Genomic DNA, 18926 nt, shown 5'->3' with positions numbered 1-18926 from the left:
CACGCCAGCGTGACTTGAGGAAAGATCCATGAATTTCTCGCAATTCTTCATTCAGCGGCCGATCTTCGCCGCTGTGCTGTCACTGCTGATCCTGATCGGCGGTGCCATCTCGCTGTTCCAGCTACCGATCAGCGAATACCCGGAAGTGGTGCCGCCCACCGTCGTGGTTCGCGCCAACTTCCCCGGTGCCAACCCCAAGGTGATCGGCGAAACCGTGGCCTCGCCACTGGAGCAGGCCATCGTCGGTGTCGAGGGCATGCTCTACATGTCGTCGCAATCGACCAACGACGGCAAGCTGACCCTCACCGTCACCTTCGCCCTGGGTACCGACCTGGACAACGCCCAGGTGCAGGTGCAGAACCGAGTCACCCGCACCATGCCGACGCTGCCCACCGAGGTACAGCGTCTCGGCGTGACCGTGGACAAGGCCTCGCCTGACCTGACCATGGTGGTGCACCTGACCTCGCCGGATCAGCGCTACGACATGCTCTACCTATCCAACTACGCCGCGCTCAACGTCAAGGACGAGCTGGCACGCCTGGACGGTGTGGGTGACGTGCAGCTGTTCGGCATGGGCAACTACTCGCTGCGTGTCTGGCTTGACCCGAACAAGGTTGCCTCGCGCGGCCTGACCGCCACCGACGTGGTCACCGCGATCCGCGAGCAGAACCGTCAGGTCGCTGCCGGTGCGCTGGGCGCGCCGCCATCGGACGCCGGCAACAGTTTCCAGCTGTCGATCAACACGCAAGGCCGTCTGGTCACCGAGGAAGAGTTCGAAGACATCATCATCCGTGTCGGAGAGAACGGTGAGATCACCCGTCTGCGAGATATCGCCCGCGTCGAACTCGGCTCCAACCAGTACGCCCTGCGCTCGCTGCTGAACAACCAGCCGGCCGTGGCCATCCCGGTGTTCCAGCGTCCTGGCTCCAACGCCATCGCCATCTCCGATGCGGTGCGTGAGCGCATGGCCGAGCTGAAGCAGAGCTTCCCGCAGGGCATGGACTACGAGATCGTCTATGACCCGACCATCTTCGTCCGTGGCTCCATCGAAGCGGTGGTGCACACCTTGCTCGAAGCCATCGTGCTGGTGGTGCTGGTGGTCATCCTGTTCCTGCAGACCTGGCGCGCCTCGATCATCCCGCTGGCCGCCGTGCCGGTCTCGCTGATCGGTACCTTCGCGGTGATGCACCTGTTCGGTTTCTCGCTCAACGCCCTGTCGCTGTTCGGCCTGGTGCTGGCCATCGGCATCGTGGTGGACGACGCCATCGTCGTGGTGGAGAACGTCGAGCGCAACATCGCCCTGGGCAAGTCGCCCGTCGAGGCCACGCGCCAGGCGATGAAGGAAGTGACCGGCCCGATCGTCGCCACGGCCCTGGTGCTGTGCGCGGTGTTCATTCCGACCGCGTTCATCTCCGGTCTCACCGGGCAGTTCTACCAGCAGTTCGCGCTGACCATCGCCATTTCCACCGTGATCTCGGCGGTCAACTCGCTGACGCTGTCGCCGGCCCTCGCCGCCATTCTGCTGAAGGATCACCACGCGCCGAAAGACCGCTTCTCGCGCATCCTCGACAAGCTCTTCGGTGGCTGGCTGTTCGGCCCGTTCAACCGCCTGTTCGACCGCGCCAGCAACCGTTATGTCGGCACCGTGCGGCGCGTACTGCGTGGCAGCAGCATTGCCCTGCTGGTCTATGGTGGCCTGCTGGTGCTCGGCTACATGGGCTTCTCCAGCACCCCGACCGGCTTCGTGCCGCAGCAGGACAAGCAATACCTGGTGGCGTTCGCCCAACTGCCCGACGCGGCCACGCTGGACCGCACCGAGGCGGTGATCAAGCGCATGTCCGAGATCGCGGCCAAGCATCCGGGCATCGAGAACACCGTGGCGTTCCCGGGGCTGTCGATCAACGGTTTCACCAACAGCCCGAACAGCGGCATCGTGTTCACCCCGCTCAAGCCATTCGATGAGCGCAAAGACCCGTCGATGAGCGCAAACGCCATCGCGGCCGAACTCAACGCCCAGTTCGCCGACATCCAGGACGCCTACATCGCGATCTTCCCGCCACCGCCGGTACAGGGGCTCGGCACCATCGGTGGCTTCCGCCTGCAGATCCAGGATCGCGGCAACCTGGGCTACGAAGAGCTGTACCTGCAGACCCAGAACATCCTCAACAAGGCGCGCCAGTTGCCCGAGCTGAACCCCATGTCGGTGTTCACCAGCTACCAGGTCAACGTGCCGCAGGTGGATGCTGCCATCGACCGCGAGAAGGCCAAGACCCACGGCGTCGCCATCAGCGATATCTTCGACACCCTGCAGGTGTACCTGGGCTCGCTGTATGCCAACGACTTCAACCGCTTCGGTCGGACCTACCAGGTCAACGTCCAGGCCGACCAGCAGTTCCGCCTGGAGCCGGAGCAGATCGGCCAGCTCAAGGTGCGCAACAACCGTGGGGAAATGGTGCCGCTGTCGACCTTCGTCAAGGTCGACGACAGTGCCGGTCCCGACCGCGTGATGCACTACAACGGCTTCCTCACCGCTGAGATCAACGGTGCTGCGGCGCCAGGCTATAGCTCGGGCCAGGCCGAAGCAGCGATCGCCAAGCTGCTCAACGAAGAACTGCCCATCGGCATGACCTTCGAATGGACGGACCTGACCTATCAGCAGATCCTCGCGGGCAACACGGCGATCTTCATCTTCCCGCTCTGCGTGCTGCTGGCCTTCCTCGTGCTGGCTGCCCAGTACGAAAGCTGGAGCCTGCCGCTGGCGGTGATCCTGATCGTGCCGACCGTGCTGTTCGCCGCCATTACCGGGGTGATCATCGCCGGCATCGACAACAACATCTTCACCCAGATCGGCTTGATCGTACTGGTGGGCCTGGCGTGCAAGAACGCGATTCTGATCGTCGAGTTCGCCAAGGAGAAACAGGAAGAAGGCCTCGATCGCATCGCCGCCGTGCTGGAAGCCTGCCGCCTGCGTCTGCGCCCGATCCTGATGACCTCCATCGCCTTCATCATGGGTGTGGTACCGCTGGTGCTGTCGAGCGGTGCCGGTGCCGAGATGCGCCATGCCATGGGTGTGGCCGTGTTCTCCGGCATGATCGGCGTGACCTTCTTCGGTCTGCTGCTCACCCCGGTGTTCTATGTCCTGATCCGTGGGTTCGTGGAGAAGCGCGAAGCCAAGAAAGCCGTTCGCCTGCAGGAGTCGCATGCATGAAAGCCTTTGCCCCCGCCCTCCTGACCCTGGCGCTGTCGGCCTGTGCCGTAGGCCCGGACTACCGGGCACCCGCTACCGACCCGGCGCGCATCGACGCGCTGGAGAGCGCCGACTACGACCGTTCGCGCTTCGAAGCGACCTGGTGGCAGCAATTCGATGACCCGACGCTGAATCAGCTGGTGCAGCGTTCGCTGCAGGACAACCGCGAGCTGCGCGTGGCCTTCAGCCGCCTGCGTGCAGCCAGGGCGATCCGCGACGATGTGGCCAATGACCGTTTCCCGACGGTCACCAGCCGCGCCAGCGGTGAGTTCGGCAAGGCGCAGCAGCCACCGACCAGTGAAGACCGTATCCGTCAGGAACGCTACGACCTGGGCCTGGACATGGCCTGGGAAGTGGACCTGTTCGGACGCATTCAGCGTCAGCTGGAAGCCAGTGAAGCGCGCATCGAGCTGGCCGAGGCCGACTACTACCAACTGCAGGTCAGCCTGATCGCCGAACTGGTCGATGCCTACGGCACGCTGCGCGGCGCGCAACTGCGCGAGAGCATCGCCCGCAAGAACCTGAAGAACCAGCAGGACTCGCGCGCCATCACCGAGCAGCTGCGCGACGCCGGCGTCGGCAACGAACTGGACGTGCTGCGCGCCGATGCACGACTGGCCGCGACCGAGGCCAGCCTGCCGCAGTTACAGGCCCAACAGGTGCGTGCGCAGAACCGTATCGCCACCCTGCTCGGCCAGCGGCCGGAGCAGTTGGAAATCGACCTGACGGCGAAACCCTTGCCGGTGATCGCCAAGGCCCTGCCGATTGGCAACCCGGCCGATCTGCTGCGTCGCCGCCCGGACATCCGTGCGGCCGAGCGCCAGTTGGCGGCGGCTACCGCCGAGGTCGGCGTGGCCACTGCGGACCTGTTCCCACGGGTCAGCCTGTCAGGCTTCCTCGGTTTCACCGCTGGCCGTGGCTCGCAACTCGGTGCATCTGCAGCACGCGCCTGGGGCGTGGCGCCCAGCATCACCTGGGCGGCGTTCGACCTTGGCAGCGTGCGTGCCCGCCTGCGCGGCGCCGAGGCCGAAGCGGACGGCGCGCTGTCGCAGTACGAGCAACAGGTGCTGCTGGCGCTGGAAGAATCGGAGAACGCCTTCAGTGACTACGCCAAACGTCAGCAGCGCCTGATCTCGCTGGTGCGTCAGGCGGAAGCCAGCCGTGCAGCCGCCGAGCAGGCGGCGATCCGTTACCGCGAAGGTACGGTGGACTTCCTGGTGTTGCTGGATGCCGAGCGTGAACGCCTGGCTGCCGAAGACGCTCAGGCTGCGGCCGAGGTCGAGCTGTACAGCGGCATCGTCGCGATCTACAAGGCGCTCGGTGGCGGCTGGCAACCCCAGGCCTGAACCCGCTCTCCCCCGGATCGGCTGCCCTGCCGATCCTCCTCAGCCCCTGGGATGATGCCCTGGGGCTTTTTTTATCCCTCGACGCGATTGCGCCCTGACTGCTTGGCCCGGTAGAGCGCCGCATCCGCGCGCTGCATGAGCGCCTGCGCCTGCTGCTCGCCTGCGAGCAACGCGGCGACCCCGATGCTGAGCGTGACCTCGCCGAAGGGTGAGTCGGCATGCGCCAGCTGCAATGACCTGACGGCTTCGAGCAGGCGCTGCGCAATCGCGCAGGTGCCATCCAGATCGCTCATCGGTGCAAGCAGGACGAATTCCTCGCCACCGTAGCGGGCGATGACATCGGTGGGCCTGCCCAGGGCCGTGGCGAGCGCCTGGGCGATCTGCCGCAGGCAGGCATCGCCTGCCGGGTGGCCGTAGCGGTCGTTGTAGGGCTTGAACCAGTCCACGTCCATGATCGCCAGGCCCAGAGGCGCTGCATGGCGCGCGGCACGCTTGCACTCCAGAGCCAGCAGCTCGTCGAACTGGCGGCGGTTGGCGATGCCGGTCAGGGCATCGGTCATGCTCAGGGTTTCCAGGCGCTGATTGAGTACCTGCAGCTCCTCGGTACGCTGGGCGACACGTCGCTCCAGCTCGCGCTCGGAGCGCTGCAGGCTCTCCACCAGCTGGTTCTGCGCCTGCAACAGCTGCGCCTGGGCCTGGAGCTTCTCCTGGCGCATCACGTTGATGCGATCGGCCAGGGCGAATGCCAGCAGCAACATCTCCAGCGATGAACCGAGCTGCAGGCCATCCTCGGTGAACACATTGGTCGGCAACACGCCAAGGGCACGCAGGGTGGTACTCGCACCACCGAGAATCAGCAGGCCGAAGGCGGCCAGAAAGAAATAGGCGCTGCGCTGACGCTGCAACGCACAGGCCACGCCCACGCCGATCATCACCACGGCGGCGAGCAGGAACAGCAGGATGGCATAGCGCGACACCTGCGGCAGCGCCAGGGCGAACACGACAGGACTGGCCAGAAAGAACAGGATCATGCCGCGCAACAGGCGGTCGCCCCAGGGCAGCGTCACCTCGGTCTGCAACATGCGCCGCATGAACAGCATCAGCGCACTCAGGGCCAGGGACGCACTGGCGTAATAGGCGACGTTGGAGTTGAGCGGCAGGCCGAACAGCAGCCAGTCCGGCGCCATGCCGTTCTTGATGGTCACGCAGCCCACCGCACCGAGCACGAAGCAGACGTAGAGCAGGTAGATCCGCTCCCGCAGCGCGATGAACAGCATGAGGTTGAACAGAATCATCGCCACCGCGATGCCCACGTAGCCGCTGCGCGCCATGTAGTCGTTGCGCTCGTGAGCGTGGAATGCCTCGACCGACCAGAGCTGCAACGGCACCAGCAAGCCGATGCTCGATTCGACCCGCAGATAGACCGCCTGCTGCGAATGCGCCGCCAGCTGCAGCGGGAAGACGAAGTTGCGGTTGTCATAGGCCTTGCTGGTCTGCGGACGATCGGCGCCGGTGCGCCAGACGGCATAACCACCCTGCCCGTCCGGCACATAGGCATCCACCAGGGAAATGCGCGGATTGCTGACCACCAGCAGTCGCTGCACGGGCTCATCGCCGCTATTGCCGATGTCGAGACGAAACCAGTAGGCCGAGCGGGTAAACCCCAGCGCGAAGGATGCACCACTGGCCAGGCCGTGCTGGAACTGCCGCGCCATTTCGGCGGTGCTGACCGCCTGCACCGTCAAGGCCCGCGAAGGGTCTTGCAGTACGCCAACCTGCGCCGTGAGCGACAGCGGCTCCTGCGCCATCTCGACGGCATCCACCACACGCGCCCCGGCCCAGGTTGGCAGCGCATGCAGCAGCAGGCTTAGCAATAGGAAGAAGAGCCGAAAATGGTGATCAACGGTCATGAAAAGTATCGGTTTGAACTCGAACGAGACAAAGTTCGCTCAGGGGCTTGGTTGGCGAAAGTCTACAAGACAAGCTCAGGGGCCGGTAAAGCGCCACCAAAATAACCAGGGCTGATCGTTCCCCTGAGGCTGACGTTCGCCAGGAGCATCGATCAGTGGCAACGGCTGCTGCTAGGTAAATCGGTATACGCAGGCGTAGCTGCGCTCGTTAGACTGTTCTCGGACAATCCAGCGGAACCCACCATGACACCCGAACAGATCGCCACTTTCTGCCTGAACCTGCCCGGTGCCCGCGAGGACTTCAAGTGGGGCAGCAACCGGGTGTTCTCCGTTGCCGGCAACAAGATGTTTGCCATTCTCGACTTTCTCGGCGAAGACTTGGCGTTCAAGGTCGACAGCGACCTGTTCCTCGGTTACGTCGACCGGCCGGGCATCCGCCCTGCCCCGTACCTGGCCCGTGCTCACTGGATCAGCATGAGCGCCAGGCAATTGCCGCTTGCCGGTCAGGAACTGACCCAACTGCTCACGCGCTCGCATCAGCTGGTGGTACGCCGCCTACCCAAGCGGCTGCAACCCGGTCTGTTACTGGACGAGTAACGGGACGTAGCGGGCAATATGAGTGCCGTCGAGCCAGAGCAGGTCGAGCCAGAGCACCTGATGCGCAGCGACGATCATCCAGAACACTATCTGGTAGGAGACTTTGCGCGTCTTGTGGCGCAGCAGTTGCTGGGCGATCAGCGCCCCTGGCCAGCCGCCCAGCAGCTCGACCAGATGCAGGGTCTTCTCGGCGATGCGCCGGCTGCCGTCCTGTGCGCTGCGCTTGTCCAGCCAATACTGCAGGACGCTCAGCAGGCTGGCTGACAGGTAGAGCGGCAACAGCCACCACAGGCCCTGGTCGAAGAGTTTCAGCGCGGCGATCAGGGGCAAGGCACAGAGCAGAAGGAAGACCGTGACCTTGGCCGGAAGATGGCGGATGGAGCCCTGCCCCGTGCTTTTGCGCGCCGTACGCGGCGCTGATCCTTTCGCAGCGGGGTTCTGCGGTTTGCGCCGGATCGCCTGGCGATCGAGACTCAGTTCCCCAGCCAGGCGCAGATGCTCGGCGCGCAGGCGCCCGCGCTCGTCTCGCCCCTCGACATACAGCACCTGGTCACCGCTTTGCGGGCGACGGTCACCGCGCATCGCCGATATATGGGCGAAGACGTCCGCCCCGCCGCTCTCGGGCTGGATGAAGCCGAAGCCCTTGTCGTCGTTCCAGCTTCTCAGGCGCCCCCTGCGTTCGGCGCCACTCACGGTTGCGCCGTGCTCCAGTCGATCAGGTGCAGTTGCCAGGTCGCGAGAATGAGCAGGCCAAAGGCGATCCGGTACCAGGCGAACACCGCATAGCTGTGGTTGGTGATGAACCTGAGCAGCGCACGCACGGTGATCATGGCGACGATGAAGGTACTGACGAAGCCAATGGCGAAGATCGGCAGGTCACTCGTTTGCAGGATGTCGCGGTACTTGACCAGGGAGTAGACCGTGGCCGCCACCATGGTCGGCATGGCCAGGAAGAAGGAAAACTCGGTCGCGGCCTTGCGCGACAGGCCGCAGACCAGGCCACCGATGATCGTGGCCCCGGAACGGGACGTCCCCGGGATCAGCGCCAGGCACTGCGCGAATCCGACCTTGAGCGCGAGCTGCCAGGTCATGTCGTCCACCGACTCCGCCTGGATCGGGTGCTCCCGGCGCTCAGCCCATAGCATGACGATGCCACCCAGGATGAGCGCCGTGGCCACTGTGATGGGGTTGAACAGCCAGTGTTCGATCAGGTCCGCGAAGGCCAGCCCGAAGATCACCGCCGGAATGAACGCGAGAAACAGATTGAAGCTGAAACGCCTGGCTTTCGGATCGCTGGGCAAGCCGACGAGGACACCGACGACCTTCGCACGGAACTCCCACATCACCGCCAGAATCGCGCCCAGCTGGATGATGATCTTGAAGGCGGTGGCCTTTTCGCCGTTGAAACCCAGCAGGTCACCGACCACGATCAGGTGCCCCGTGCTGGAAATGGGCAAAAACTCGGTCAGCCCTTCGACAACGCCCAGCATCAGGGCCTGAAAAGCCATCCAGATATCCATTGAATCTCCCAAAACGCGGCAGGTGCCTTATGCGCAAGACTAAACGTGGAGCACGGCCCCGGCCCTGGGACACAAATCGATCGCGGAAGTTCCCTGACGCGGCTTGGCCCGGCCAGCACTCAGGTTTGGCGCCGGGCGGCCGAAATGCTATCAGACAACTAGAGTGAATAATGCCTTGATGTGACAGTATTGCCTTGCCCTCCATCGAGGTGGCCCTGATCCCGACAATTACAACAATCAGGAATACGTCCATGAACAGCTTACGTAGTCTTCCCATCAGCCGGCGTCTATGGCTGATCCTGGTGCTGGCCATCCTGACGCTGATCCTGCAGGGCGCCTACATGCTGCGGCAGATCCATACCGATCTGTATCTCGGCAAGTCGGAAAAGACCCAGCACGTGGTCCAGAGTGCCGCCGGCATCCTCAAGTACTTCCATGGCCTGGAGAGCGCCGGCACCCTGAGTCGCGAGGAGGCGCAGAAGCAGGCCATGGAAGTCGTGCGCGGCCTGCGCTACGACGGCCAGGAGTACTTCTGGATCAATGACCAGACCCCGGTCATGATCATGCACCCGACCAACCCCAAGCTCGAAGGCCAGAACCTCTCCGCGTTCAAGGACCCGGATGGCAAGGAACTGTTCAACGAGATGGTCGCCATCAGCCGCAGCAAGGGGGCCGGCCAGGTCGACTACCGCTGGCCCAAGCCGGGTGCCAGCGACCCGGTGCCGAAGATTTCCTACGTCGAGCTGTTCGAACCCTGGGGCTGGATCATCGGCTCCGGCGTCTACGTCGACGACGTGCAGGCCGAGTTCAGGACCCAGGCGCTGAGCGCGATGAGCATCGGCCTGCTGATTGCCGTGCTGCTGGTCGTGCTGGTAGTGCTCATCACCCGCAGCATCGTCCAGCCACTGCAGGCCGCCGTGGATGCGATGGCCAGCATTGCCAGTGGCGAAGGCGACCTGACGCGTAACCTCGACAGCCACGGACGCGACGAACTGACCGCGCTGGCCACCTATTTCAACGCCTTCACCGAGAAGCTGCGCCAGGTTATCCGGCAGATGCTCGACTCGGCCGGCTCGCTGGATCGGGCCGCCGCCTCGCTTGGCGACATTTCCAGCGAGGCGCAGCGCCACAGCCAGCAGCAGGCGCAGCAGATGGAACTGGTGGCAACCGCCGTGAACCAGGTGACTTACGGTGTGCAGGACGTGGCGAAGAACGCCGAGCATGCCTCCAGCGAGATGCAGAACGCCGAGGACCAGGCCGGCCAGGGCCAGCAGAACATCGACGCCAGCCTGCGCCAGATCGACCAGCTGTCCGGCACCATCGACAAGGCCGTCGAGGTGATCCAGTCGCTGGCCAGCGAAAGCACGCAGATCGGCAGCGTCCTGGAAGTGATCCGCTCGATTGCCGAGCAGACCAACCTGCTCGCCCTCAATGCCGCCATCGAGGCGGCCCGTGCCGGCGAGCAGGGGCGTGGCTTCGCCGTGGTCGCGGACGAAGTGCGTCTGCTCGCGCAGCGCACCCAGCAGTCCACCGCCGAGATCCAGGGCATGATCGAGCGCCTGCAGGGCAACTCGGAAGCCGCCGTCAAGGTGATCAACGACAGCAGCCGTGCCTCTCAGCTGACCGTGGAACAGGCCAGCCAGGCCGGCGAAAGCCTTGCCCAGATTGCGCAGTCGCTGCGCAATCTGGCCGGACTCAACGCTTCCATCGCCAGCGCCACCTTGCAACAATCGCATGTGGTTGAAGACATCAACCAGAACGTCACCCAGACGGCGGCACTGGCCCACAACACGGCCGAGGCCGCCGAACAGTCGAGTGCTGCCAGCCAGCACCTGAAACAACTGGCTGACCAGCTCAATCGCCTGCTGGGGCAGTTCCGCGTATGAGACGTTCATGAGCAACATGCAACATCAGGAGGTCGACTTCAGTCGGCCACAGAACCAGGACCTGATCTGGGACCTGGACAGCATGGCCCGGCGCGAGCTGGCCGAGCGCTTCATCAAGCTGTTCGAGAATCGCCTGTGCGTGTACTCCGAATCGGTGGGGCAGCTGTATACCAACTACAGCCTGCACTTCCCCACCGACCTCGGGCGCAAGATGGTGGTGCTGCCCAACCCCTACGCCTTTCACGACACCCTGCACGGCATCGACAGTCACGCCATCCGCAAGACCGGGCTCTGCGTGCTGCCCGGCAAGGTCCTCGGCAAGCCGGGGCTGCTGCTCAGCACGCAGATCGTCGACGGCGGCCCGACACCCAAGACCATGGCCTTCAAACCGGCGCTGGCACAGATCATCAGCAACCAGAAGAAGGTGGGCGACCTGTTCCTGCCGGTACTGATGAAGGGCGACTTGCGCGAGTTCGACCAGCAGATGCCCTACATCCACCTGCACCGTCTGCAGCTGGCGCGTCTGGAGCGCCTGTCGAGCTTCGAGCGCGACGACATCCAGCAGACCATCACCCGCAAACTGCTGACGCTCTATCGGCAGGCCGACAGCCTGGTGTGCTGAGGCCGGCCAGACCAGTACAATCGCTGCCCTTTCATCGTTCCGAGGATGCCGGATGTCCTGGCTTGAACTCATTGCTGCCGGGCTCGGCATCGTCGCGGTATGGCTGACGGTCAGGCAGAACCCCTGGTGCTGGCCCATCGGCCTGCTGATGGTGCTGCTGTACGCGTGGCTGTTCTATGACTGGCGACTGTATTCCAACCTGCTTCTGCAGCTGCTGTTCGCGGGCTCGCAGCTCTACGGCTGGTGGCAGTGGACACGTGGCGGCGACCAGCACGACGGGCGCAAGGTCAGTCGACTGAGCCTCGCCAGCCTGGCGGCGGGCCTGTCGATGGGGGCGCTCGGAGCCTGGCTGCTTGGCTATCTCATGGCCAATCACACGGATGCCAGCGCCCCCTGGCTCGACGCCGCGCTGACATCATTCAGCCTGGTCGCCCAGCTGTGGATGGCCCAGAAACGCCTGCAGTGCTGGGCCCTCTGGGTGGTCGTCGACCTCTGCTACGTGGCGTTCTTCGTCCATAGCCAGCTGTACCTCACTGCCGGGCTCTATGCTGCCTTCACCGCGCTGGCCATCAGCGGCTGGCTGAGTTGGCGGCGTGACCCCGCGCTGCGCTACGCGCCATGAAGGTCCTGGTACTGACCGGGCCGGAGTCCAGCGGCAAGAGCTGGCTGGCAGCGGAAATTCAGGCGCGCTTCGGCGGCGTGGTGGTGGGCGAGTACGTGCGTCATTTCATCGACCGGCATCAGCGCGACACCTGCTATGCCGACATCGACGATATCGCCCGTGGCCAGCTGGCCTGGGAAGATGCTGCGCGTGCCGCGCGACCTGCACTGCTGATTCTCGACACGCACCTGCTGAGCAACCTGCTCTGGAGTCGCTGCCTGTTCGCTGATTGTCCGGGCTGGCTGGAAACCGAGCTGCTGGCCCGTCACTACGACCTGCACCTGCTGCTCGACCCCGCAGGCGTGCCCTGGATCGAAGACGGGCAACGCTGCCAGCCATTGCTGGCCGAGCGTCAGGCATTCCACCGCGCCTGCCACGACTGGCTGCTGGACAACGGGCAGCGCTACGTCGCCCTGTCCGGCGACTGGGCCGAACGCCGCGAAGCCGCAATGACCCAGGTGGCGACGCTGCTCGACTCAGCGAATCAGCACGCTGGCCCAGGCCAGTAGCAGGCTGGTGCACACCACCAGGGTCAGGGGGGTGCGCAATGCGGGATACCACTGCGGTGCGAGGCCAACGCGTACCGCATGCATGTCGGCCAGGTACAGGCCGATGAACGACAGCAGGAAGATCGGCAACGTCAGCGCGATGGGTAGGCCGCTGGCCAATGCCGCCCAGCCGAGCAGCGGTGGAACCACGGACAGGCCCAGTTGCAGCTTGGCGTTCTCGTCGGTCTCCTCGGCTCGCATCGCCAGGCCCCAGTGGATCGCGCCCATGAAGGCCAGGATCACCGCGGCGAAATCCAGCAGCGCGTCCAGTACGTAAGGCCGCCAGCCCAGGGGAATCACCCAGATCCCGGCGGCGCCGCTGACGAAGGGCAGCAGCCCGGCATAGCCCAGCAGGACGGCCAGTTGCGGCGGCTTTTCGGCGTCGAACGGATGCATGAAGATCTCCCGCGATACGTTTGCCGTGCACCTTAGCAGTGTTTCCCCGGCGAAACAGTAACGCCCCTTCAGCGCAGTCGATGTTTGTGCAGCAACCGATAGAAGGTTGGCCGGGAAACCCCAAGCGTACGGGCTGCCTGGCTCATGTTGTGGGTGTAGCGCCCCAGCACATCGTTCAACGCCTGACGCTCGGCGCGCAGGATGTAGTCCTCCAGGGTCACCGGGTCATCATCCGTTGCCTGCGGTGCCTCCAAGCCAAGGTCCGTGGCGAGTATCTGGCGCCCTTGTGACAGGACCAGGGCGCGCAGCAGGCGGTTGCGCAGTTCGCGCACGTTGCCCGGCCAGGCATGCGCCATCATGGCTTCGATCGCCTCCTCGCTGAAACGCCGGTGGTGGCGCCCGATGGCCACGCCGTGACGCCTGGCGAAGTGCTCTGCGAGCATCAGCAGATCGCCGGGATGCTCGCTCAGGGCCGGTGTATGCAGTTGCCGGGCGCTCAGCAGCCGATAGAGGTCCTCGCGAAAGTGCTTCGTCTGCAGCGCCGCTTCCAGCTCATCGCCACTGATGACCAGTAAACGCAGGCCGGGGTGGCCCTGCAGGTGGTGCAGCAGGTGCTGCTGGTCAGCGCTCGAAAGGGTCGTGATGCCTTCGAGCAGAATCGTCGTGCTGGCTGCCGCAGCCAGAGTCGCTGAGTGTCCGGCCTGATCGAACAGCCCTCCAGGCAACTGCGTGACATCGACCTGCAACATCCGCCGCTGCGCAGAGGCGGTGCGCTCGTGCAGCAGTTGCGCCAGAAGGTGCTTGCCACTGCCACGCGGACCTCGAATCAGCAGTGGCCCGTCTCTCCTGCCCTGTTCATCCAGCTGCTTGCGCAGGCTACGGGCCTGGCCGCTGTTGCCCAGGAACTGCCGTGGTTTCTTGCTTTTCGAGCGCAGCAAGCGAGCGCCTGCCTGGGCCTGCTGCAGGGTCTCGAGCAGGCCTGGCACGTCCACCGGCAACGACAGCACCGCGAACAGCCATTCATGGGCCAGTTCATCCAGCTCGCTGGAAGCTGCCGGCTGGCTGGCCGCGAGCGCGACGCAGCAGAGCCCCGTTCGCCGCAAGTGTGCAAGCAAGCTGGGTAACGGCTGTTCATGCAGATCGAGCAGCAGCACATGGCTAGTCGCGGTGACGAGCGTTTCCGTTGTGCAGCGGCGCAACGACCAACCAGCATCCTGCAACAGCGGAAGCAGTGCTTCGCATGCACCGATCGGCTCAAGCACCAGTAATTGCCGGGATGTGCCGGAAACAGCCTCCAACATACTCCATCCTTGGCGCCATTATTTTGTAATCCCATAAAAAACAACGATTTGGCGCTCACAACTGTAACGCTAGCAAGAACTTTGACGCTCCATGGATCATTTCTCTATATGGGTTGTTCCCGCTGGTTATTGCAGAGTTTTCATAATTGCCACGATGGCAACTTGCCAATGGCCTGCAGTATTGGCATAACAAGCCGATCAATAAGAACGCCACAAGGAAGTCCTGGATGCGTCTGCTCCGTCATACCCTGAAGCTCATTGTGTTGCTGGCACTGATCGGGCTGGCAGTCGCGCTGTACTACGTGGCCAACCCCAACTTGCCGAGCTTCGATCCGCCGAAGGAGCTGCACTATCTGCAGCAGTGGAACGACGAGCAGCGCCAGACCTACTACTACACCCCCCAGGGCACCACGGTTAAGGGCCTGCGCTACGACTGGTTCACGGCGCTGGAGATGCCCTTCGGCAAGGAGAAGTTCGCTCGACTCGACTACCTCGCCCGCTTCGGCTTCCTGACCGATCCGAACCAGCAGGCCAGCGACCTCAACCCCGGCAACCTGCCCGTCGGTTTCACCCGTCATCAGGACGACGAGAGCGGCGAGCGCTTCCTCGATATCAGCTGCGCCGCCTGCCATACCGGCGAGCTGCGCTACAAGGGCCAGGCAGTGCGCATCGATGGCGGCGCCGCCCTGCACTCCCTGGCGTCCACCGTACCCACGCTGCGTGGTGGCGGCTTCGGCCAGGCACTGGGCATGAGCATGGCCTTCACCTACTACAACCCGCTGAAGTTTCGCCGCTTCGCCCAGCAAGTGCTGGGCGAGCAGTATCCGCAGGGCCGGGATCAGCTGCGGGAGGATTTCAAGCAAGTGCTCGACCGCCTGCTGGCCACGGCGATGAACGACTGGCATCGCGGCCTGTATCCGACCGAAGAAGGCTTTGGACGCACCGACGCGTTCGGCCGCATCGCCAATACGGTGTTCGGCGACGTGCTGGATGAAGCCAACTATCGCGTCGCCAACGCCCCGGTGAGCTACCCGCAACTCTGGGACATCTGGAAGTTCGACTGGGTGCAATGGAACGGCTCGGCCATGCAGCCCATGGCGCGCAATGTCGGCGAGGCCCTTGGCGTCGGCGCGAGCCTGGACCTGCTCGACGAGCACGGCAAGGGCGTTGCCGAGGCCGATCGTTATGCCTCCAGCGTGCGCGTGCATGACCTCCACACCCTGGAGGAAACGCTGAAACAGCTGCAGCCGCCGAAGTGGCCGGAGGCAGTATTCGGCAAGGTGGACCTGCCGCTGGCCAGCCGTGGCAAGGCGCTGTATCTGGAAAACTGCGCCTATTGCCATGCTCCCGATCCCAAGCCACGCGACCAGCGCCTGGCACCCTCGCGTGATCCCGAATGGCGGATGCGCATCGTCCCGACCAGCATCGTCGGCACCGACCCGACCACCGCCGACAACATCGCCGATCACCGCTTCGACATCAGTCGCCTGGGCTGGAGCAAGGCCGAGCTGTCGCGCCTGGACGTCAAGCTGTTCGGCGCCAACCTGGAAGACGTCGACTTCAAGAGCATCTCCAGCGCCAAGGGCCTGGCCTACATCACCGCCTACGTGGAGAACCGCGCCTACCAGGATGCCGGTATCGGCCCGCGCCAGCGCTACGACATGGATGGCTATGGCCTGGCCATCGGCGTGCAGGAAAAACGCGGCTACAAGGCCCGGCCACTCGACGGCATCTGGGCGACCCCGCCGTTCCTGCACAATGGCTCGGTGCCCAACCTGTTCGAGTTGCTCTCACCGGTCTACGAGCGGCAAAGCCAGTTTTGGGTCGGTAACTTCGAATTCGACCCGGTACGCGTGGGCTATCGCAGCGAGGCCTTCACCGGCGGTTTCCTGCTCGACACCCGGGTAACCGGCAATGGCAATGGCGGCCACGAGTTCCGCGATGGCTGCCGCCAGGAAGGTGTGATCGGCCGCGCCCTGTCGCCGGACGAGCGTCTCGCGCTGATCGAGTACCTCAAGGTGCTCGGCAACAGCGCGCTGGAAAACCAGCTCAGCGATGTCGCCGTGCGCCCCTGGACACCGGGCCCAAGCTGCGAAGGCTGATTTCAACCGATAAGTTCTAGAACAAGGATTGCAACGATGTTGAAAGGTCTCTGGCTCTGGCTGGGTCGTCTGCTGGGTAAACTGTTGCTCACCGTCGCGCTGATCGGCCTCGTTGGCTGGGGCGCCGGTGAGCTCTACTACGCCTGGAAGTTCTCCGGCCCGGTGTCGACGCAGGAGCAGATCCCTGCGGACGAGGCGGCGCTGACCCGCCTGATCATCGAGGATGCCGTGCGCATCGTCGAGCAGCACCGTGACAATACCCGTGTGCTGCGCGACGCCCATGCCAAGGCTCACGGGTGCGTCAGGGCGGACGTGCAGGTCCTGCCAGACCTGGACGCGTCGCTGCGCCAGGGTGTGTTCAGCGAGCCCGGGCATGTCTGGCAGGCCTGGATGCGCCTGTCCAATGGCAATGCCTATCCGCAGTTCGACCGCGCCCGCGATGCGCGCGGCATGGCGCTCAAGCTGCTCGACGTGCCCGGCGAAAAACTCATGAAGAGCCCGCAGCATGCCGGCGAGCAGGACTTCGTGATGTTCAACCACCCCGCTTTCTTCGTTCGCGACGTGGCCGAATACCGCAGCAACTTCGCGGCCCAGGCCGACGGCCAGAAAGTACAGGCCTTCTTCCCCAGCTGGGATCCTCGCACCTGGGAAGTGCGCCATCTGGTCATCGCCCTGAAGACGCTTTCACCGGCGCCGGAGAGCCCGGTTGATACCACCTACAACTCCATCGCGCCGTTCAAGCTTGGCGACCTGAACATCAAATACCGCGTAGTGCCCGCGCCGCAGAACTGCCCGCCCTATCAGTTGCCGGAGCAGAACACCGCACTGCCCAACTTCCTGCGCAACGCGCTGTACCAGCAACTGTCGCTGGACCGCGCGCCCGCCTGTTTCGAACTGCAGGTGCAAAAACAGGATGCGCAGTACTACATGCCCATCGAGGACCCCTCCGTCGAATGGGATGAAAAACTGTCGCCGTTTGAAAGTGTGGCCCGTATTACCGTGCCGCCTCAGGACTTCGACAGCCGCGAACAGAATCTCTTCTGCGACAATTTGTCCTTCAACCCCTGGCATGCACTTGCAGCGCACCGCCCTATTGGCGGCATCAACCGTTTGCGCAAGTCGGTATATGAAGCGGTGAGCGCCTATCGCCATCAGCGCAACGCTGCGCCGGCCGCTGCAGGCCCCGAGAACAGCGCGTCTCAGGTCGATGAAGAAGAAACGGGCACGGAACTTTCGCAGTAGAAAGTTGTAATGGCGAGACGTACAAAGTTCTCGCCAGGACACGCCGCACCGGCAATAAAAACTTTTTTCACCAACCTGTGACTTATGGGTGCGCTGAGTTCATCAACAGTAACGAAAGGCCAAGTCGATAATGGACTGGCCGCAATTAACTGTTGGGATCAACTCGGAGAAACCGACCCCATGAACACACCGCTGCGTTTCAACGAAGCCCTGCTGATTGCCGATCGTGCCTTCCGCCCGTTCCAGTGCGTGGCCTGGGCTCCGCAGGATGGCACCGGCGTCGTCAGCATCAGCGTCATCGACCGCACCAGCACTCGCCTGCTTGGCCGCCAGCTTTCCAGCGCGACCTACAGCGACCCGCAGCAGCTAGAAGATGCCCTGCAGCGCTCTCGTGACGAGCTGCGCAGCCAGGGTTTCGACCTGGCGCCGTGGAGCATGCCGGAGTAAGTCGTCCGCGCTCGGGGCGCCCTGGCGCCCCTGCCTGGATTGAGCATCTTGCGCGCAGCCACCGGCGCTTGCAGACTGGACGAATCGATCCTCTGCCGAGCCCATCGCCATGCTTGAGCTGCGCCCCAACTGCGAACGCTGCGACTGCGATCTACCCGCCGCCAGTGTCGACGCCCTGATCTGCTCCTTCGAATGCACCTTCTGCCGCACGTGCGCCGAGCAGGCACTGGCGCTGCGTTGCCCCAACTGCGGCGGCGAGCTGGTCAGGCGACCGATTCGTCCCGCCGAGAAGCTCGAGCGCTTCCCCGCGTCCACCCAGCGCGTTCACAAGGCCTGAAACGACGAAGGGGCGACCTCTGGTCGCCCCTTCGTCACGCCTGACGCGGACTCAGTAGTACGCGTTCTCGCGATTGCTGTGGTCGGTCACGTCGCGCACGCCCTTGAGTTCGGGAATGCGTTCCAGCAAGGTTTTCTCGATGCCTTCCTTGAGGGTGTAGTCGGCCTGACCACAGCCCTGGCAACCACCACCGAACTGCAGCACCGCAATGCCTTCGTCGACCACGTCGACCAGGCTTACCTGACCGCCATGGCTGGCCAGCCCCGGGTTGATCTCGGTCTGCAGGTAGTAGTTGATGCGTTCGTTGAGCGGGCTGTCCTCATTGACCATCGGCACCTTGGCGTTCGGCGCCTTGATGGTCAGCTGGCCGCCCATGCGGTCGGTGGCATAATCCACAACCGCGTCCTCCAGGAACGGCTCACTGACGCCATCGATCCAGGCGGTGAAACTGGCCAGGCCAACGGCGTTGTCTTCCGGCTTCTGCTCACCCGGCTTGCAGTAGGCAATGCAGGTTTCCGCGTAAGGCGTACCCGGCTGGGTGATGAAGATACGAATGCCGATACCCGGAGTGTCCTGCTTGCTCAGCAGCTCGGCCAGGTAGTCATGCGCGGCATCGGTAATGGTAATAGTGCTCATGGCAACTCCTCACGGTCATGAAGCGAAGTGTACGCCAACTGACGCCCTGAATATAGTCCTACTAATTTACTCAGGATAGAGACTCCCCCCTCGCCCGCCCGCATCCCAGCGAGCGGCTAGAGGTCGGC

At 63.9% G+C, this 18926-nt stretch carries 17 protein-coding genes; 11 read left to right on the top strand and 6 right to left on the bottom strand.

Annotation, left to right across the window (positions count from 1 at the left end; all coding sequences use genetic code 11):
• The first annotated feature begins 28 nt into the window (after positions 1-28).
• Positions 29-3208 (top strand): efflux RND transporter permease subunit, encoded by a 3180-nt coding sequence (locus EPK82_RS03945; protein ID WP_037047484.1) that lies wholly within the window; start codon positions 29-31, stop codon positions 3206-3208.
• Positions 3205-4593, top strand: coding sequence for an efflux transporter outer membrane subunit (locus EPK82_RS03940; protein ID WP_134675833.1), 1389 nt, complete (start codon positions 3205-3207; stop codon positions 4591-4593). The genes EPK82_RS03945 and EPK82_RS03940 overlap by 4 nt, the downstream gene beginning before the upstream one ends.
• A 71-nt stretch (positions 4594-4664) precedes the next feature.
• On the opposite strand, the gene EPK82_RS03935 is transcribed toward EPK82_RS03940, so the two are convergent.
• On the bottom strand, positions 4665-6503 hold the full coding sequence (locus EPK82_RS03935; RefSeq protein WP_134675832.1) for a sensor domain-containing diguanylate cyclase: 1839 nt from the start codon (positions 6501-6503) through the stop codon (positions 4665-4667).
• 243 nt (positions 6504-6746) lie between these two features.
• Here EPK82_RS03935 and EPK82_RS03930 point away from each other — a divergent pair, with 243 nt between their 5' ends.
• The gene (locus EPK82_RS03930) at positions 6747-7100 is read left to right on the top strand and encodes an MmcQ/YjbR family DNA-binding protein (RefSeq protein WP_134675831.1); all 354 of its coding nucleotides are present in this window, start codon (positions 6747-6749) and stop codon (positions 7098-7100) included.
• Here EPK82_RS03930 and EPK82_RS03925 read toward each other — a convergent pair.
• Together EPK82_RS03925 and EPK82_RS03920 are read right to left on the bottom strand one after the other, a co-directional pair.
• Complete coding sequence (locus tag EPK82_RS03925; protein ID WP_134675830.1) at positions 7086-7793, bottom strand: cold shock and DUF1294 domain-containing protein; 708 nt, start codon at positions 7791-7793, stop codon at positions 7086-7088. The two genes, EPK82_RS03930 and EPK82_RS03925, sit on opposite strands and share 15 nt — an antisense overlap.
• Positions 7790-8620 carry an undecaprenyl-diphosphate phosphatase gene (locus EPK82_RS03920; RefSeq protein ID WP_134675829.1) on the bottom strand — a complete coding sequence of 277 codons (831 nt, stop codon included), beginning with the start codon at positions 8618-8620 and terminating at the stop codon, positions 7790-7792. Before EPK82_RS03920 ends, EPK82_RS03925 begins: the two co-directional genes overlap by 4 nt.
• A gap of 251 nt (positions 8621-8871) precedes the next feature.
• On the opposite strand from EPK82_RS03920, the gene EPK82_RS03915 reads away from it, so the two are divergent.
• Genes EPK82_RS03915 through EPK82_RS03900 form a run of 4 tightly spaced genes read left to right on the top strand, consistent with a single transcriptional unit; the run spans position 8872 to position 12298 of the window.
• Positions 8872-10506 carry a methyl-accepting chemotaxis protein gene (locus tag EPK82_RS03915; protein ID WP_037047498.1) on the top strand — a complete coding sequence of 545 codons (1635 nt, stop codon included), beginning with the start codon at positions 8872-8874 and terminating at the stop codon, positions 10504-10506.
• A 7-nt stretch (positions 10507-10513) separates the two neighbouring features.
• Positions 10514-11128 carry a hypothetical protein gene (locus EPK82_RS03910; protein WP_037047499.1) on the top strand — a complete coding sequence of 205 codons (615 nt, stop codon included), beginning with the start codon at positions 10514-10516 and terminating at the stop codon, positions 11126-11128.
• Positions 11129-11180: 52 nt separating this feature from the next.
• On the top strand, positions 11181-11750 hold the full coding sequence (gene pnuC, locus EPK82_RS03905; RefSeq protein ID WP_037047501.1) for a nicotinamide riboside transporter PnuC: 570 nt from the start codon (positions 11181-11183) through the stop codon (positions 11748-11750).
• On the top strand, positions 11747-12298 hold the full coding sequence (locus EPK82_RS03900; RefSeq protein WP_134675828.1) for an AAA family ATPase: 552 nt from the start codon (positions 11747-11749) through the stop codon (positions 12296-12298). Before pnuC ends, EPK82_RS03900 begins: the two co-directional genes overlap by 4 nt.
• On the opposite strand, the gene EPK82_RS03895 is transcribed toward EPK82_RS03900, so the two are convergent.
• Both EPK82_RS03895 and EPK82_RS03890 read right to left on the bottom strand, forming a co-directional pair.
• Positions 12266-12733 carry a DUF3429 domain-containing protein gene (locus EPK82_RS03895; protein ID WP_037047509.1) on the bottom strand — a complete coding sequence of 156 codons (468 nt, stop codon included), beginning with the start codon at positions 12731-12733 and terminating at the stop codon, positions 12266-12268. The two genes, EPK82_RS03900 and EPK82_RS03895, sit on opposite strands and share 33 nt — an antisense overlap.
• A 68-nt stretch (positions 12734-12801) precedes the next feature.
• Positions 12802-13848, bottom strand: coding sequence for a sigma-54-dependent transcriptional regulator (locus EPK82_RS03890; RefSeq protein ID WP_244229832.1), 1047 nt, complete (start codon positions 13846-13848; stop codon positions 12802-12804).
• Positions 13849-14261: 413 nt separating this feature from the next.
• Between EPK82_RS03890 and EPK82_RS03885 the strand changes: the two genes are divergently transcribed.
• From EPK82_RS03885 to EPK82_RS03870, 4 genes are all read left to right on the top strand, one after another.
• A complete protein-coding gene (locus EPK82_RS03885; protein WP_134675826.1) occupies positions 14262-16136 on the top strand; it encodes a di-heme-cytochrome C peroxidase in 1875 nt (624 codons plus the stop codon).
• A 36-nt stretch (positions 16137-16172) separates the two neighbouring features.
• A complete protein-coding gene (locus tag EPK82_RS03880; RefSeq protein WP_134675825.1) occupies positions 16173-17378 on the top strand; it encodes a catalase family protein in 1206 nt (401 codons plus the stop codon).
• 180 nt (positions 17379-17558) lie between these two features.
• Complete coding sequence (locus EPK82_RS03875; protein WP_037047516.1) at positions 17559-17825, top strand: hypothetical protein; 267 nt, start codon at positions 17559-17561, stop codon at positions 17823-17825.
• A gap of 109 nt (positions 17826-17934) precedes the next feature.
• Positions 17935-18162 (top strand): DUF1272 domain-containing protein, encoded by a 228-nt coding sequence (locus EPK82_RS03870; RefSeq protein WP_037047519.1) that lies wholly within the window; start codon positions 17935-17937, stop codon positions 18160-18162.
• 51 nt (positions 18163-18213) lie between these two features.
• Here the strand turns inward: EPK82_RS03870 and nfuA are convergent, their stop codons facing one another.
• Positions 18214-18798, bottom strand: a complete 585-nt coding sequence (nfuA, locus tag EPK82_RS03865; protein ID WP_037047521.1) for a Fe-S biogenesis protein NfuA — start codon at positions 18796-18798, stop codon at positions 18214-18216.
• Positions 18799-18926: the final 128 nt, after the last annotated feature.

It is taken from the genome of Ectopseudomonas khazarica (assembly GCF_004521985.1).
Classification (GTDB): Bacteria; Pseudomonadota; Gammaproteobacteria; order Pseudomonadales; family Pseudomonadaceae; genus Aquipseudomonas; species Aquipseudomonas khazarica.
Note: the sequence above shows the minus strand (reverse complement) of the source record. Positions and strands in the feature narration are given on the sequence as shown.

What these genes read in the sequence shown, in the direction of transcription:
- EPK82_RS03945 (WP_037047484.1), top strand. Translation starts at nt 29, where the DNA reads ATGAATTTCTCGCAATTCTTCATTCAGCGGCCGATCTTCGCCGCTGTG.
- EPK82_RS03940 (WP_134675833.1), top strand. Translation starts at nt 3,205, where the DNA reads ATGAAAGCCTTTGCCCCCGCCCTCCTGACCCTGGCGCTGTCGGCCTGT.
- EPK82_RS03935 (WP_134675832.1), bottom strand. Translation starts at nt 6,503, where the DNA reads ATGACCGTTGATCACCATTTTCGGCTCTTCTTCCTATTGCTAAGCCTG.
- EPK82_RS03930 (WP_134675831.1), top strand. Translation starts at nt 6,747, where the DNA reads ATGACACCCGAACAGATCGCCACTTTCTGCCTGAACCTGCCCGGTGCC.
- EPK82_RS03920 (WP_134675829.1), bottom strand. Translation starts at nt 8,620, where the DNA reads ATGGATATCTGGATGGCTTTTCAGGCCCTGATGCTGGGCGTTGTCGAA.
- EPK82_RS03915 (WP_037047498.1), top strand. Translation starts at nt 8,872, where the DNA reads ATGAACAGCTTACGTAGTCTTCCCATCAGCCGGCGTCTATGGCTGATC.
- EPK82_RS03910 (WP_037047499.1), top strand. Translation starts at nt 10,514, where the DNA reads ATGAGCAACATGCAACATCAGGAGGTCGACTTCAGTCGGCCACAGAAC.
- pnuC (WP_037047501.1), top strand. Translation starts at nt 11,181, where the DNA reads ATGTCCTGGCTTGAACTCATTGCTGCCGGGCTCGGCATCGTCGCGGTA.
- EPK82_RS03900 (WP_134675828.1), top strand. Translation starts at nt 11,747, where the DNA reads ATGAAGGTCCTGGTACTGACCGGGCCGGAGTCCAGCGGCAAGAGCTGG.
- EPK82_RS03895 (WP_037047509.1), bottom strand. Translation starts at nt 12,733, where the DNA reads ATGCATCCGTTCGACGCCGAAAAGCCGCCGCAACTGGCCGTCCTGCTG.
- EPK82_RS03885 (WP_134675826.1), top strand. Translation starts at nt 14,262, where the DNA reads ATGCGTCTGCTCCGTCATACCCTGAAGCTCATTGTGTTGCTGGCACTG.
- EPK82_RS03880 (WP_134675825.1), top strand. Translation starts at nt 16,173, where the DNA reads ATGTTGAAAGGTCTCTGGCTCTGGCTGGGTCGTCTGCTGGGTAAACTG.
- EPK82_RS03875 (WP_037047516.1), top strand. Translation starts at nt 17,559, where the DNA reads ATGAACACACCGCTGCGTTTCAACGAAGCCCTGCTGATTGCCGATCGT.
- EPK82_RS03870 (WP_037047519.1), top strand. Translation starts at nt 17,935, where the DNA reads ATGCTTGAGCTGCGCCCCAACTGCGAACGCTGCGACTGCGATCTACCC.
- nfuA (WP_037047521.1), bottom strand. Translation starts at nt 18,798, where the DNA reads ATGAGCACTATTACCATTACCGATGCCGCGCATGACTACCTGGCCGAG.